Origin of the sequence: Xanthobacter aminoxidans, from assembly GCF_023571765.1 — a bacterium.
Classification (GTDB): domain Bacteria; phylum Pseudomonadota; class Alphaproteobacteria; order Rhizobiales; family Xanthobacteraceae; genus Xanthobacter; species Xanthobacter aminoxidans.
The window spans coordinates 124,536-139,330 of sequence record NZ_JAMJXC010000013.1; the positions used below are offsets into that span (position 1 = coordinate 124,536).

A 14,795-nucleotide genomic window follows, 5' to 3' on the forward strand; every position below is an offset into this window, starting at 1 on the left:
CACGCGTCCCCGCGCAGGCGGAGCCGCTGTGAAGATGTCGTCGGGTCTGCGCGCCGGTGAGGATCGGATCTGCCTGGAAGCCGGCCCGACCTTTATTCTATAAAATTAATAGAATTAGTTTGCACACCGAGGCCGCAGTGTCTATCCCTTTTCGTCATGCCCCTTTCGACGCCGGGAACCGCCATGAACAAACCCGTCATCCCCCTCCCCCCTGTCGCGCCCTCCAGCCGCCGCTCGGCCGATCCCGCCGACTGGCGCGACCTCTTCGCGGAGATCGGTGCCGGCTCCAGTGTGCGCGAGCGCGACCGGGTGCTGCCGTTCGAGGCGGTGGATCTTCTGAAGCAGGCCGGCTTCGGCGCGCTCAGGCTCGCCGAGGCGGATGGCGGTGCGGGCGCGACCTTCCGCCAGACCTACAAATTGGCGCTGGATCTCGCGGCGGCCGACGCCAATGTGGCGCACATCTTCCGCAACCACTTCACCGTGGCCGAGCAATTCGCTCGGCGGCCCTATGATGCGAAGGGCCGGGCGTGGCAGGCGGAGGTGGCGGCCGGCACCCTCTTCGGCCTCGCCTCCACCGAAGCGGGCTCGAACCCTGCCGGCGGCTTCGCGCCCGACACGAAGCTTGATCCCGATGGCGACGGCTACCGCCTCAACGGCGTCAAATATTACAGCACGGGCACGCTCTTCGCCGATTCCATGCTCATCCGCGCGGCGACGGCGGACGGGCGGCTGGCAGCGGTCATCATTCCCACGCGGCGCGAGGGCATCGAGATCGTCGATGACTGGGACGGCGCCGGCCAACGCCTCACCGCATCCGGCACCACGCGCTTCCACAATGTGCGGGTGGAGGCGGACGAGGCAGTGTTCGACACACCCAGCCGGGGCTACGGCCTCGCCTATTCAAACACGCAGGCGCAGCTCTTCCTCACCACCGTGGTGGCCGGCATTACGCGCGGCGCGCTGGAGGATGCCATCGCGCTGGTGAAGCGGCGCAAGCGCAGCTTCTATTATGCGCCGGTGCCCACCCCGGCAGACGACCCCTTCCTGCAACAGGCGGTGGGCCAGCTCGCGGCCCACGCCTTCGCGGCCGAGGCGGTGATCCTCGCGGCAGCCGAAGCGCTGGACCGCGTGAGCGACGCCCGCGACCGGTACGAAACCGCCGAGGCGCTCGCAGCCGAGGCCGCGAAGGCGGCGGCGCAGGCGAAGCTGGTGGTGGATGATCTCGCGCTGAAGTCCGGCGCGCTTCTGTTCGAGACCGGCGGCGCCTCGGCCACCGAGCGGGCCGTCAACCTCGACCGCCACTGGCGCAACGCCCGCACCATCGCCTCGCACAATCCGGCGAGCTACAAGGCGAAGGCCATCGGCGAACTGCTGGTGAAGGGCACGCCGTTGCCGGCCAAAGGCTTTTTCTGATCCGGCGTCTTTCAGGCGTCTTGCGCCGCACGCTGATGGCCCCGCGACACCGGCGGGGCCATTGCTTTTTAAGGGTCACGCCGCCGGAAAGGCGCCCTCGAACACGGTCTCGGCGAGCGGGCGGCGGCCGCTTGGCGTCTCGCCCTTGTGGAAGCTCTCCGGCAGCAGGGACTTGTCGCCGCGACGGCCCAGCGCGACGGCGATCTCCACCTCGTAGTCCTCAGGCACCTTCAGCTCCGTCCGGGCCTTCTCCACATCGAAGCCGCCCATGCCGTGGGCGTGCCAGCCGAGCTTCGTCGCCTGCAAGGCGAGGTTCGCCCAGGCCGCGCCGGCATCGAAGGAATGGCTGCGCGCCGGCACCGGCTCGCTCGTCCCCGGCCGGACGAAGTTGCGGGCCGAAACGACGAAGACGAGCACCGCCGCATTCTGCGCCCACTGCTGGTTGAACGGCACGAGCAGGCTCAGGAAAGTGTCGAACGCGGGCGTGCCCCGGCGGGCATAGAGGAAGCGCCAGGGCTGCGAATTGAAGCTCGAAGGCGCCCAGCGCGCCGCTTCGAAGATGGAGTTGAGTTCGGCCTGCGGAATCTCCTCCCCGGTGAAGGCGCGGGGCGACCAGCGCTCCAGGAACAGCGGCTCGACAGGATGCTCGCTCTGGCGCGGCGGGACGGCAATGGTCATGGCAAATCCTCTAGTGCGGAAAGGGTCACAGCCTTAGGCCGGCCTGCTTCAGCAACGGCAGGATGGCCGTGGCGAAATGGTCGAGGTCGGCGGCGAAGTCATAGAAGTTGAGCTGCACGCCGTCGATGCCGGTGCGCTTCAGTGCGGCGAGCTGGTCCACGACTTCTTCCGGCGAGCCGATGATCTCGATATTGCCGCCGAGATTGAGCCCCTGCTTGTGCGTCGCATCGCGCCGGCCGAGCCAGGCCACCGCATCGCTGTCATAGCCGCGATGGCCGAAGGAGGTGTGGGTGGGTGCCGGCACCCCGGCGGCGATGGCTCGGGCATGGTCGTGCGCCTCGGCTGAAGTCGCACGGCTGACGATGATGGGGTTGATGATGGCCTTCACCTCCCTCCCCTTCGCCCGCGCCCGCGCCTTGATGGCGGCGACGTGGGCCGGCAGCGTCTCCAGCGCGCTGTCGATGTGCGCGCCGCCCGGCGAGGTGATGAACAGCAGGTCCGAATGCCCCGCCGCGAAGTCGATGCCGGCGTCCGAGCCCGTCGCCGTTACAAGGATGGGCCGGCCATAGAGCGGCTTCGGCGTGATGTAGCCGTTGACGATCTTCCACGGGTTCAGCCGGCCCTCGACGGAATAGTTCTCGCTGTCGCTCCACAGGCGGTGGAGCACGTCGAACAGCTCGCCCGCCATGTCGTAGCGGCGGTCATGCTCGATGCGGTTCCAGCCGAACATCTCGTGCTCGATGGCACGGTGGCCGGTGACGATGTTGATGCCCCAGCGCCCCTTGGAGATGTGATCGAAGGTGGCGCCGATCTTGGCGATGTGAAGCGGGTGCCACGGCCCGTAGAGCACATGCAAAGTGGAGATGAGGAGGATGTTCTTCGTCGTCGCGGCCATGGCGCCGAGGGCCACGAAGCTGTCCAGCGAGGCTTCCCCGTCATAGCCGCCCTTGGGCAGCCACTGGGTGCGCGAGAAGGCGATGTCGAAGCCCAACGCGTCGGCCTTCTCCACGAGGGCGGAATTGTAGTCGTAGGTCCAGCTGTTGCTGGTGGGATGGTCGGAGAAGTGGATGTCCTGAAGGTTCAGGAACAGCCCCAGCATCAAGGGCTGGCGAGCCGAGCGGGAGAGCGGACTGTCGGGAAAGTCCAGCGGGCCGCGCAGGAGCGGGGCTTCGGACGGAACAGCAGACACGAGAGCGGACATGACGGACCTCGCGGGAGGATCGAAATAGCCCCGACCCCTTCCCCGAGCGACCGGAGAAGGGGCCGGATCCGTGTCGTCGCCAGGGGAGCGCCGGCACGAAGGGATCGGGAATGCCTCAGGCGGTGGCGCGCGCCGCCTCGGCGAACTGGCTCTGCGGCCGCGGCAGGCCGTAGTGCTCGCGCAGCGTCCGGCCGGTGTATTCCGCGCGGAACAGGCCACGCTTGCGCAGGATGGGCACTACCTGCGAGGCGAAGAGGTCGAAGCCGGCGGCATACCAGGGGGGCATCACGTTGAAGCCGTCGGCCGCGCCGCTTTCGAACCAGAGCTGGATCTCGTCGGCGATCTTCTCCGGCGTGCCCACCACCACATAATGGCCGCGCGCCCCGGCGAGGCGGTCGATGAGCTGGCGGAGCGTCGGCTTCTCCCGCCGCACGATGTCCACCACCAATTGGAAGCGGCTGGCCACGAGCTTGGCGGGGCCGGCATCCTTGAAGGCGTCCAGCTCCACCACCGCACCGAGGGGATGGCCGGAGAAGTCCACGCCGGTGATCTGCTTCAGCTGGGAGATGGAATATTCCGGCTGGATGAGGTCGCTGAACGCCTCGTGCAGTTGGCGCGCTTCCGCCTCGGTGGAGCCGATATAGGGGCTGATGCCGGGCAGGATCTTCACATGGTCCGGATTGCGCCCGAGGCCCGCCGCCTGCTTCTTGATGTCGGCATAGAAGGCCTTGGCGCTCTCCACCGTCTGGTGCGCGGTGAAGATGGCTTCCGCATAGCGCGCGGCAAACGAGCGCCCGTCGTCGGAGGAGCCCGCCTGCACATAGACCGGACGGCCCTGCGGCGGGCGCGGCGTGTTGAGCGCGCCCTTCACCCGGTAGTGCCGGCCCACATGCTCGATGGGGTGGATCTTGGCGTCGTCCGCGAACAGGCCGGAGACGGGATCGGCCACGAGGGCGTCGTCCTCCCAGCTGTCCCAGAGCTTGGTCACCACGTCCACGAACTCGGCCGCGCGGGCATAGCGCTCGGCATGGCTCGGCGTCTCGGCGAGGCCGAAATTGGCGGACGCCTGGGGGACGGCGGTGGTGACGATGTTCCAGCCTGCGCGTCCGCCGGAGAGATGATCCAGCGAGGCGTACAGCCGGGCGAGATTGTAGGGCTCGTAATAGGTGGTGGAGGCCGTGCCGATGAGGCCGATATGGGTGGTCGCGGCAGCGATGGCCGAGAGCCAGGTCAAGGGTTCCAGCCGGAAGCGCGAGGCGTAGCGGATGTTGTCCACCTGCGCCGGCCCGTCGGCGAAGAACACCGCATCGAGCTTCGCCGCCTCGGCCGAGCGGGCGAGGTCTTGGTAGAAGGTGATGTCCAGCAGCCGCTCCGGCCGCGCGCCGGGATAGCGCCAGCCCGCCTCGTGGTGGCCGCCGGGATAGATGAACAGGTTGAGGACGAGCTGCCGCCGCGTGGCGTGGGACGATGGGACTGCCATTGGGATCTCTCCTTTGATCGCTCAAGGCGTGAAGGGGCAGAACATTCGGTTGGTTCAGCCGACGCGGGCGGCGACGCGCGAAGCCACGCGTTCTTGCGCGCGCTCCTGCACCCGCGCCGCCGCATCGCCGCCGCCGGTGCGGGGCACGCGGCCTTCCACGGGGTGGCTGGGGTCGGTGTAGAATTTCGTGGAGACGTGACCGTCCGGCACGAGGGAGGCCACCAGCGCCTCGTCGGCGGCGGTGAAGCCGTAGTCGAGGGCGGCGACGTAATCGTCCCACTGGGCTTCCGTGCGCGGCCCGGCAATGGCCGAGGTGACGAGGCTGTTGTTCAGCACCCAGGACAAGGCAAAGGTCGCCGCCGGAATGCCGGCCTCGGCCGCATGGCGGGCGATGGCCTCTGCGATATCGATGGATTGCGCGCGCCACTCCGTTTCCAGAATGCGCCGGTCGCCGCGCCCGGCCCGACTGTCCGCCGCCGGCGCGACGCCGGGGGCGTATTTGCCGGTGAGCACGCCGCGCGCCAGCGGCGAATAGGTGACGACGCCGAGGCCGTAATGGTGGGCGGCGGGAAGCTGCTCCACCTCCGCCGTGCGGTCCACGATGTTGTAGAGGGGCTGGCTGGCGACGGGCCGGTCGATGCCGAACTGGTCGGCGAGATGCGCCACCTCGGCGATGCGCCAGCCGCGGAAGCTGGAGACGCCGAAATAGCGCACCTTCCCCGCCTTCACGAGGTCCGCCACCGCCCGCACCGCCTCGCCGAGTGGCGCGTCGAAGATGGCGCGGTGGAAATAGAGGATGTCGATGTAATCGGTGCCGAGGCGCCTGAGGCTCGCCTCCGCCGCCTCGATGATCCACTTGCGGGAAATGCCCTGCCGGTTCGGTCCCGCGCCGCCGGGATTGGCGAACTTGGTGGCGAGCACATAGGCGTCCCGATCGCCCTTCACCGCGCGGCCGACGATCTCCTCGGTGCGCCCGTTCTGATAGGCATCCGCCGTGTCGAGGAAGAAGAAGCCCTGCTCCTTCGCCTTGTGGATGATGCGGTGGGACGTGGCCTCGTCGGTCGGTCCACCGAACATCATGGTGCCCAGCGCCAGCTTGGGCACCTTCAGGCCGCTCCTGCCGAGATAGCGATACTCCGGCGGCGTCACGGGGGCTTTCGGAAAGGCGTGCGCGGTCACATGGGCGGTCATGGGCGAAATCCTCAGTGAAGCGCCTCTTCGGGCGCGTGATGGCAGGCGACGGCGCGGCCGGCCCCGAGGGGGCGCAGCGCGGGGTCGGATTGGGTACAGAGGGGCGTCGCCAGCGGGCAGCGCGGATGGAAGCGGCAGCCGGGCGGCACGTTGCGCGCGCTCGGCAGATCGCCGGAGAGCGGGGCGGCATGGCGCCGCCGCCCGGGCGTCGGCACGGCCTCGATCAGCGCGCGGGTGTACGGATGGAGCGGGCGGGCGAAGATGGACTGCCAGGAGCCCGTCTCCACGATGCGGCCGAGATACATCACCAGCACCCGGTCGGCGAAATAGCGCACCACCGAGAGATCATGGGAGATGAAGAGATAGGAGAGCCCAAGCTCCGCCTTCAGCCGCGCCAAGAGGTTCAGGATCTGCGCCTGAACGGAGAGGTCGAGGGCCGACACCGGCTCGTCGCAGATGACGAGGCGCGGCGCGAGGATCAGCGCGCGGGCGATGCCAAGGCGCTGGCGCTGGCCGCCGGAGAATTCGTGCGGATAGCGCTGGAGCGCCTCGCGCGGCAGGCCCACCCGCTCCAGCGCATCCCCCGCTGCAGCTAACCGCTCGCGGCGCGGCACGAGGCGGTGCACAGCCAGAGGCGCGGTGAGGATGTCGGCGATGGACTGGCGCGGATTGAGCGAGGCGAACGGGTCCTGAAATACGATCTGCGCCTGCCGGCGATAGGCCTTCAGCGGCGCGCCTTCGAGGCCGCCCACGTCCACCCCGTCGAACACCACCCGCCCCGAGGCAGGGGACACGAGACGCATGATGACCTTGGCGAGGGAGGACTTGCCGCAGCCGCTCTCGCCCACGAGGCCCACTGTTTCCCCCGGCGCCACGTCGAAGGACACGCCATCCACCGCGCGCAGCACGCGCCCACCGGACTCGTAGCCGGCGTGCAGGTTCTCAACCGACAGCAAGGGCATGGCGCGCCTCCCTTTGCGCTTCCGACGTGGTGACGGGGCAAGCGACGAGATGGCCGGGCGCGACCGCATCAAGGGCCGGCACGGCGGCGCGGCACAGCGCCCGCGCGTTCGGGCAGCGCGGGGCGAAGGCGCAGCCCTCCTCCCCCGCCGCCGAGGCGATGGAGCCGGCGATCTCGGCGAGCGCGCCGGCCGAATAGTGCTGGCCGGCATCAAGCCGGGGCGAGGCGGCGAGCAGGCCGCGCGTGTAGGGGTGCAGCGGCGCGCCGAACAGGGTCTCGAACGGCGCATCCTCCACCTTGCGGCCGGCATACATCACCGCCACCCGGTCGGCCCATTCGGCCACCACGCCGAGATCGTGGGTGATGAGCAGGAGGCCCATGGAGAGGTCGCGCCGCAGGGCGTCGAGCAGGTCCAGCACCTGCGCCTGAATGGTCACGTCCAGCGCCGTGGTGGGCTCGTCGGCGATGAGGAGGCGCGGGGCGCAGGCGACCGCAATGGCGATCATCACCCTTTGGCGCATGCCGCCGGAGAGCTCGTGGGGATAGTCTCCGGCCCGCCGCCGAGGCTCCGGGATGCGCACGAGGTCGAGCAGTTCCACCGCGCGGGCAAAGGCGGCGCGGCGAGAGAGGCCCTCGTGCAGCCGCACCACCTCGGCCACCTGCTGGCCGACGGAGAGCACCGGGTTCAGCGAGGTCATGGGCTCCTGGAACACCATGGCGATGTCCCGTCCGCGCACCCGCCGCAGGGCGCGATCATCGAGCCCTGCGAGGTCGGTCACGGCGCCATCGCGGCCCCGGAACAGGATTTCGCCGGAGGCGATGCGCGCCGCGTCCGGCAGCAGACGCATCAAGGCCAGCGCGGTGAGCGACTTGCCCGATCCGCTCTCCCCCACCAGCGCGACGGTCTCGCCCGCCGCGACCGTAAGGGAGAGGCCGCGCACCGGAGTCGCCCGTGGGAAGGCGATGGAGAGGTCGCGTACATCGATGAGCGGCGCCATTCACCCCTCCCCGCCGCGGCGCGGATTGAGCGCCTCGTTGAGGCCGTCGCCGATCAGGTTCAGCGACAGCACGGTGAGCACGATGGCGACGCCGGGGATGGCGCTGAGGAACCAGGCGGTGCGCAGGAGGTCGCGGCCGGTGCCGATCATGGAGCCCCAGCTCACCACGTTGGGGTCGCCCAGCCCCATGAAGGAGAGCGCGCTTTCCATGAGGATGGCGGTGGCCACCGTGACCGAGGCGAGCACGATGACCGGCGGCAGCGCGTTGGGCAGGATCTCGCGGAAGATGATGCGCCCATGCCCGAAGCCCAGCGCCCGCGCGGCGGCGACGAAATCCTTTTCCTTGATGGCGCGGAACTGCGCCCGCACGAGGCGCGCCACCTGCGGCCACGACACCGCCGCGATGGCGAGCGCGATGGCCGGCACCGAGGGCTGGGCGATGGCCACCAGCACGATGAGCAGGATGAAGCCCGGCACCGTCTGGAAGATCTCGATGAGCTTGGAGAGCACATCATCCACCACGCCGCCGAAATAGCCCGCCGTGGCGCCCACCAGAATGCCGGCGAGGAGCCCCGCCAGCGTCGCGCAGGCACCCACCAGCAGACTCACCCGCGCGCCGTGGACAAGCCCGGCCAGCACGTCCCGCCCAAGCGCGTCGGTGCCCAGCGGAAAGCGCGGGTTCTGGCCCGGCCACTGCAAGGGGCGCCCCGCCATCTCCAGCGGATCGTCGGGGAAGAGCACGGGGGCAGCCAGCGCCGCCCCCACCACGACGGCGAGGATGAGGAGACCCGCCACCGCCGTGGGATTGGAGAGGAAGACGAGGAGCGCATGGCGCCGGCCCACGGGCGCCAGCCGCGCCACGTCCGCCGTCACGGTGCGCGCGGCATCCGGCGCATGGACGTTGGGCCAGAAATCAGGCTCAGGCTGCGCGGCTTGAGCGCGCTCGGCGCCCAGCGCCGCGGCTGCCGCGCGGTCCTCGGCGTCGGATGCGCGGGGGTTTGCGGCGTGGCCGCCGCTGGGGAGGGTGCCGGTGCCGTGCATCAGCGCACCTCGATGCGCGGATCGAGCCACGCCTGGAGAATGTCGATGGCCGCGTTCACCGCAACCACCAGCAGCGACGACAAAAGCAGGATGCCGAGCAGCACATGGAAGTCCCGCCCCATCACCGCCTCGTAGGCGAGCCGGCCGAGGCCGGGCCAGCTGAACACGGTCTCCACCACCACCGCCCCGCCCATGAGCCCGGCGAGGTGAATGCCGGCCATGGTGGTGACAGGAATGAGCGCGTTGCGCAGCACGTGGTCGCGGGTGACGGCGAAGGGCGAGAGGCCCTTGGCGCGGGCGGTGCGCACATGGTCCTGCGTGCGCACCTCGATCATGTCGTCGCGGGTGAGGCGGGCGTAGATGGCCACGTAGAAGAGCGCGAGGGAGAGCGCCGGCAGGATCTGGTAGCGCGCCCGGTCCAGCACCGCATCCCAACCGGTGAGGTTCGCGCCGATGGTCTCGGCCCCGCCGGTGGGCAGCCAGCCAAGCTTCACCGAGAACAGGACGATGAGCATCAGCCCGATCCAGAAGCTCGGGATGGAATAGAACAGCAGCGCGAGAACGCTCAGAACCCGGTCCGTGGGCCGCCCGGCGAACGTCGCCATGAGCGCCCCGAGCGTGATGCCGATGAGGAGCGCGAAGACGAGGGCGAGGCCCATCAGGCTCAGTGTGTTGGGCAGCCGCGCGCCGATCAGCTCCGCCACCGGCTGGTTGTAGCGCGGCGAGACGCCGAGGCTGAAATGGGCGAGGTTCCAGAGATACCCGCCGAGCTGTTCCGCCACCGGCAGATCCAGCCCGAACTTGGATTTCAGCGCGGCAAGCGTCTCCACCGTCGCCGCGCCAGCTTCGCCGGCCAATGCGTCGGCCGCGTCGCCCGGCGTTAGCCGCAACAGGAAGAAGTTGAGGATGAGGATGCCGATGACGGTCGGCACCGCCTGCAGCGCCGTGCGCCGCACGGCTTTCAGGATGCGGGGCAGACGGCGCATGGTCATTTCTCGATCCACACGTCGGCGAAGGAGGCATCGACGCCGGTGACGCCGATGGTGTGGTTCTTCACCTTCCGGTTGAAGATGGTGACGCCATCGACGGCGATGAGGCCGAGGGCGGCGACGTCCGCGTAGACCACCTTCTGGAAATCGAGCCACAACTGGCGGCGCTTGGCCGGGTCCGGCTCGACGGCCGCCGCCTCCAGCAGCCGGTCCACCTCCGGGTTGGCGTAGTGGGAGGCGTTGGAGAAGGGCAGGCCCACGCGGAAATTCTTCGACCAGAGCGTTCGCTGTACGCCAAGGGTGGGGTCGAACAGGTTCTGCAAGGATTCGAGCGTGAGATCGAAGTCTCGGCCGGTATAGGCCTTCTGGATGTAGGTGGAGAAATCGAAGAACTGGAAGTCCACGGCGATGCCGACCTTCGCCAGCGCCTGCTTCACGAAATCGCCCGCCGCCTGGGTGTTGAAGGGGTTGGCATAGAGCTTCAGCGCGAAGCGTGTGCCGTCCGTCTTGCGGGGATAGCCGGCCTCGTCCAGCAGGCGGTTCGCAGCCTTGAGATCAAAGCCGTAGGGTTCGAGCGCGGGGTCGTAGAAGGCCTTCAGCTTGGGGCTGATGACCGAGGGCGCCACCGCGCCATAGCCGTAATAGACCACATCCAGCAACTTCTGCTGATCTATGGCGTGGGCGATGGCCAGGCGTACCCGCTTGTCCTGAAGGATGGGCCGCTCGAAGTTGAAATAGAGCTGGGTCATCCGCCCGGCGTATTCATAGCCGCGCGTCTCGGCGCCGAGCCCCGGCAAGGCGGAAACGCGGGCGAGGTCCGCATAGGGCACGGGCGGACCGCCAGCGAGATCGAGCTCACCCGCCTCGAACGCCGCCGAGCGCGCGCTCTGGTCGGCGATGAAGCGCACCACGATTCGGTCCAGATACGGCTTGCCCTTGTCCCAGTAATCGGGATTGCGCTCCAGGATGATGTGGCTGCCGCGCACCCATTCCTTGAAGATGAACGGGCCGGTGCCGATGGGCGCCGCGCCGTTCTTGTTGGTGAGCGGATCCGTCCCCTCGTAGATGTGCTTCGCCACGATGGGCGATTCGTTGGCGTCGAGAGCAGTGAGGAGATAGGGCGCCGGCTTCGATAGGCGGATGATGGCGGTGTGCGGATCGGGCGTCTCCACCGCCGTCACCGAGGCGAAGGTGGCGCGGCCGCGCGGGTGGCCTTCCTTCAGGAGCTGGATGGAATAGGCCACATCATCGGCGGTGAAGTCCCGCCCGTCGTGCCACTTCACCCCCTCGCGCAGCTTGAAAATGTAGGTCAGCCCGTCGGGGCTCACGCTCCATTCCGTCGCCAGCGCGGGCTTGGGGTTGAAGTCGAGATCGTAGGTGAGGAGGCCCTCCGTCACCTTGGGCGAGACGCGCTGGGTGGGCCCGGCGGTGTGGGCGATGGTCACCAGCGTCGAGGGTTCGTGCTCCACCAGAAAGCGCAGCACGCCGCCGCGCACCGGCTGGGGCGCGGCCTCCGTCTCCGCAGCGAATGACGGCGTCCCGGCCGACGCCGCGATCACGCACGCCGCCGCCAGAAGCCCCTTCAGAACCGCCCGACGCGGAGGCGGGGCGAGGAACGGGAATGCGTCTGCGGGCGGCGGGGCCATGCCGGGTCTCCTTGGCTGCGGGAAGCGCGATGGGGGCATCACGCGACCCAACGATATGGCCCGGCTCCGGGGCGTCAATTATTTTTTGATAAAATCGATGAAAAAGATAGATTATAGTCGAGCTACCGGCGTCGGGAACCATCCGGCGCGCCGGCGCGTGCGGCCACCGCCCGCGTCAAACGCCTGTCAGGAAAGGAAAACCGATGCCCAGCGCCGCGCCCATCTCCTCCAGCGAAGGCGGTTTTGCCGACCTGCCGCCGCGCCACATCGCCGTGCATCCGCTCACCGGCCACATCGGCGCGGAGATCGAGGCGCCGGACCTCTCCCGCTCGCTTTCGCCGGAGGTGGTGGACGAAATCCGCGCCGCGCTGCTCAAGTGGAAGGTGGTGTTCTTCCGCGACCAGCCTCTGAGCCATGCCGAGCATGTGGCGCTGGCCTCGGCCTTCGGCGCGCCCACCATCGGCCATCCCGTGTTCGGCTTCGTGGAAGGCTATCCGCAGGTCTATTCCGTCGGCCGCGACCGTTTCGCCACGCGCCATACCGGCGAGCCCCTGATCCGCCCCTGGACCGGCTGGCACACGGACGTGACCGCCGCGGTGAACCCGCCCGCCGCCTCCATCCTGCGCGGCGTCACCATCCCGCCCTATGGCGGCGACACCTTCTGGACCAACCTCGCGGTGGCCTATGAGGCGCTGTCGCCCACTTTGCGCGGCTTCGTCGATACCCTGCGCGGCATCCATGCCTTCGCCCCGCCCGAGGGGCAGGCCGGCACCGCCGACTTCAAGGAGAAGAACCGGCGCCGTCCGCTGGTGAGCGAGCATCCTCTGGTGCGTGTCATCCCCGAGACCGGCGAGCGGGTGCTGTTCGTCAGCCCCTCCTTCCTCAAGAGCGTCACCGGCCTCACCCCGCGCGAGAGCCAGCAACTGCTGGACCTGCTGTTCGAGCACATCACCCGACCGGAATTCACTGTGCGCTTCCGCTGGCGGCCGGGCTCCATCGCCTTCTGGGACAACCGCACCACCGCGCACCTCGCCCCGCGCGACATCTATGCGCTCGACTTCGACCGCCAGCTCTACCGCATCACCCTCAAGGGCGACGTGCCGGTGGGCGTGGACGGGCGCCCCTCAGCCATCATCGAGGGCGAGCCGCTGGAGGCCTTCACCGCCGGCACCGCCTGACGCCCTTTTTCCCTTCCTCCCCGCCTCACGGGCCTGCGCCTCACCCGCGCGGGCCTGCCTTTTTCATCAGCCCAGGTTTTCCCTGCCACCGGACGCCCCACCCCATGAGCCGCGACTTCCTCATCCTCCTCGCCCCCGGTTTCACTGATCCGCAGAAGCCCGGCCGGCGCTTCTTCTGCCCCGACTGCAACCAGATCGAGGGGGTGCTCGCGAGTAATCCGGGCCTCGCCAGCCGCATCACCGTGAAGCGCGTGTCTTTCCTGCGGCCGCGGGCCGAGGTGGTGGCGCTGCTTGGGCCGGACAATCAGGGCCTGCCCGTCCTCATCCTCGGCGACGCGGCGCCCCTCCCGGCGGATGCGCAGGCCTATGGCACCTACCGTTTCGTCACCGACATCCGCCGCATCCTGGAGCTGATCGCCGAGCGCCACGGCGTCCCGTTCCCGCATTGACGCGGCCAGCCCGCGCAGCCACCCTCCGCGCCGTTCCCTCCTGTGGATTTCCATTTCCCATGCTTGATTATCGCCCCCTCGGGCGCACCGGCATCACGGTGTCGTCCATCGCGCTCGGCACCATGACGTTCGGCGAGCAGAACACCGAGGCCGAGGGCCACGCCCAGCTCGACATCGCCCGAGACCGCGGCATCAATCTCATCGACGCCGCCGAGCTTTATCCCATCCCGCCCAAAGCCGAGACGCAGGGCGCCACCGAGCGCATCATCGGCTCCTGGCTGAAGGCGCGCGGCGGCCGCGACAAGGTGGTGATCGCCACCAAGGTGGTGGGCCGCTCGGACGCCACCTATTTCCGCGCCGACGGCAGCACCACGCGGCTCGATGCGAAGAACATCAACGAGGCCGTCGAAGGCTCGCTGAAGCGCCTCGGCACCGATTACATCGACCTCTACCAGCTCCACTGGCCCGATCGCGCCGTGCCCCTGTTCGGCCAGCGCGCCACCACCCGCGCGCGCGGCGGCGGTGATGGCCCGGAGGTGACGGTGGAGGAGACGCTGGCCGCCCTCGATGCCTTGGTGAAGGCCGGGAAGGTGCGCCACATCGGCCTCTCCAACGAGACCGCCTGGGGCCTATCCGCCTTCCTCGCCGCAGCGGAAAAGGGCATCGGCCCGCGCGTCGTTTCGGTGCAGAACGCCTACAACCTTGTGAACCGCACCTATGAGACGGGCCTTGCCGAATTCCATCAGCGCGAGGACGTGGGCCTGCTCGCCTATTCGCCACTGGCGCAGGGCTTTCTGACAGGCAAATATCTCGACGGCGCCCTGCCCGCCGGCGCCCGAAAAACGCTGTTCAACCGCACCCAGCGTTACGAGAAGCCGGGCACGGAAGAGGCGGTGCGCGCCTACGTGGCGCTGGCGCGGGAGGTCGGCCTGACGCCCGCGCAGCTCGCCCTCGCCTTCGTCACCAGCCGGCCGTTCGTGACCTCCAACATCATCGGCGCGACCACCCTCGCGCAGCTGGAGGAAAATCTCGGCGCGCTCGACGTGACCCTGACGCCGGAGATCGAAGACCGCATCGACGCCCTGCACCAGCTGCACGGAAACCCCGCGCCCTGAACGGCTTCGCACCGCCGTCCGCAGGTGGGCGGCGGTGCATCCGGGGCGTTCAGGCAGAAGCCGCGCAGCGCCCGGCCCATCGGCCTGACCGGGTTCAGAGATAGAGCTTCCATCTTCCAGGATGGGAAGCAATATGATCGTCTGCGGGTTCCACCGGTCCCAGTTTCAAGAGGCTGCCAGCGCTGGGACGCCGATCCGCGATAAAGCGCGAGGCGATGCCGTGCCTGTTGTCGTTCCGATCCGTCGGCTGCTCTGCGAAAGATGTGGCGCTGAATTCACGTGCGGATCGGCGTCCTCCGTTTCCGATTCATGGTGCTGGTGCCAGGATCTGCCAAAACTGGAGGTCAGGCAGGCCGAAGGGGATTGCCTTTGCCCTGAGTGTCTGCAACGCGAGATCAGGCATCAGCAGCCCGGACGAAACCCCTGCAAATCCTGACTACCCTTTCGAACGCTCA

Annotated in this window: 14 protein-coding genes; 5 read left to right on the plus strand and 9 right to left on the minus strand. The window is 68.7% G+C overall.

Features of this window, described 5'->3' with window-relative positions:
• The first annotated feature begins 183 nt into the window (after positions 1–183).
• A complete protein-coding gene (locus tag EJ105_RS18920; protein ID WP_250167563.1) occupies positions 184–1,413 on the plus strand; it encodes an acyl-CoA dehydrogenase family protein in 1,230 nt (409 codons plus the stop codon).
• Positions 1,414–1,488: 75 nt separating this feature from the next.
• Here EJ105_RS18920 and EJ105_RS18925 read toward each other — a convergent pair whose 3' ends face one another.
• The 9 genes from EJ105_RS18925 to EJ105_RS18965 form a co-directional block, all read right to left on the minus strand.
• Entirely contained in the window at positions 1,489–2,091 is a 603-nt protein-coding gene (locus EJ105_RS18925) for a nitroreductase family protein (RefSeq protein ID WP_250167564.1), read from the minus strand.
• Positions 2,092–2,116: 25 nt separating this feature from the next.
• The gene (locus EJ105_RS18930) at positions 2,117–3,292 is read right to left on the minus strand and encodes an LLM class flavin-dependent oxidoreductase (protein ID WP_250167565.1); all 1,176 of its coding nucleotides are present in this window, start codon (positions 3,290–3,292) and stop codon (positions 2,117–2,119) included.
• A 115-nt stretch (positions 3,293–3,407) separates the two neighbouring features.
• Complete coding sequence (locus tag EJ105_RS18935) at positions 3,408–4,772, minus strand: LLM class flavin-dependent oxidoreductase (RefSeq protein ID WP_250167566.1); 1,365 nt, start codon at positions 4,770–4,772, stop codon at positions 3,408–3,410.
• 54 nt (positions 4,773–4,826) lie between these two features.
• Complete coding sequence (locus tag EJ105_RS18940; RefSeq protein WP_250167567.1) at positions 4,827–5,963, minus strand: aldo/keto reductase; 1,137 nt, start codon at positions 5,961–5,963, stop codon at positions 4,827–4,829.
• An 11-nt stretch (positions 5,964–5,974) separates the two neighbouring features.
• Positions 5,975–6,925: an ABC transporter ATP-binding protein gene (locus tag EJ105_RS18945; protein WP_250167568.1), complete on the minus strand. Its 951-nt coding sequence runs from the start codon at positions 6,923–6,925 to the stop codon at positions 5,975–5,977.
• Positions 6,906–7,922 (minus strand): ABC transporter ATP-binding protein, encoded by a 1,017-nt coding sequence (locus EJ105_RS18950; RefSeq protein ID WP_250167569.1) that lies wholly within the window; start codon positions 7,920–7,922, stop codon positions 6,906–6,908. Before EJ105_RS18950 ends, EJ105_RS18945 begins: the two co-directional genes overlap by 20 nt.
• On the minus strand, positions 7,923–8,963 hold the full coding sequence (locus tag EJ105_RS18955) for an ABC transporter permease (RefSeq protein ID WP_250167570.1): 1,041 nt from the start codon (positions 8,961–8,963) through the stop codon (positions 7,923–7,925). It lies immediately after the preceding gene.
• Positions 8,963–9,949: an ABC transporter permease gene (locus EJ105_RS18960; protein WP_250167596.1), complete on the minus strand. Its 987-nt coding sequence runs from the start codon at positions 9,947–9,949 to the stop codon at positions 8,963–8,965. Before EJ105_RS18960 ends, EJ105_RS18955 begins: the two co-directional genes overlap by 1 nt.
• A 2-nt stretch (positions 9,950–9,951) precedes the next feature.
• Complete coding sequence (locus tag EJ105_RS18965) at positions 9,952–11,598, minus strand: ABC transporter substrate-binding protein (protein ID WP_250167571.1); 1,647 nt, start codon at positions 11,596–11,598, stop codon at positions 9,952–9,954.
• Between the two features lie 203 nt (positions 11,599–11,801).
• Here EJ105_RS18965 and EJ105_RS18970 point away from each other — a divergent pair, with 203 nt between their 5' ends.
• The 4 genes from EJ105_RS18970 to EJ105_RS18985 all read left to right on the plus strand — a co-directional run bounded on the left by EJ105_RS18970 (position 11,802) and on the right by EJ105_RS18985 (position 14,776).
• Positions 11,802–12,776 (plus strand): TauD/TfdA dioxygenase family protein, encoded by a 975-nt coding sequence (locus EJ105_RS18970; RefSeq protein WP_250167572.1) that lies wholly within the window; start codon positions 11,802–11,804, stop codon positions 12,774–12,776.
• A 104-nt stretch (positions 12,777–12,880) separates the two neighbouring features.
• Positions 12,881–13,225, plus strand: a complete 345-nt coding sequence (locus EJ105_RS18975) for a DUF3088 domain-containing protein (protein ID WP_250167573.1) — start codon at positions 12,881–12,883, stop codon at positions 13,223–13,225.
• A 59-nt stretch (positions 13,226–13,284) separates the two neighbouring features.
• Positions 13,285–14,340 carry an aldo/keto reductase gene (locus tag EJ105_RS18980; RefSeq protein WP_250167574.1) on the plus strand — a complete coding sequence of 352 codons (1,056 nt, stop codon included), beginning with the start codon at positions 13,285–13,287 and terminating at the stop codon, positions 14,338–14,340.
• Positions 14,341–14,473: 133 nt separating this feature from the next.
• Complete coding sequence (locus EJ105_RS18985; protein ID WP_250167575.1) at positions 14,474–14,776, plus strand: cysteine-rich CWC family protein; 303 nt, start codon at positions 14,474–14,476, stop codon at positions 14,774–14,776.
• Positions 14,777–14,795: the final 19 nt, after the last annotated feature.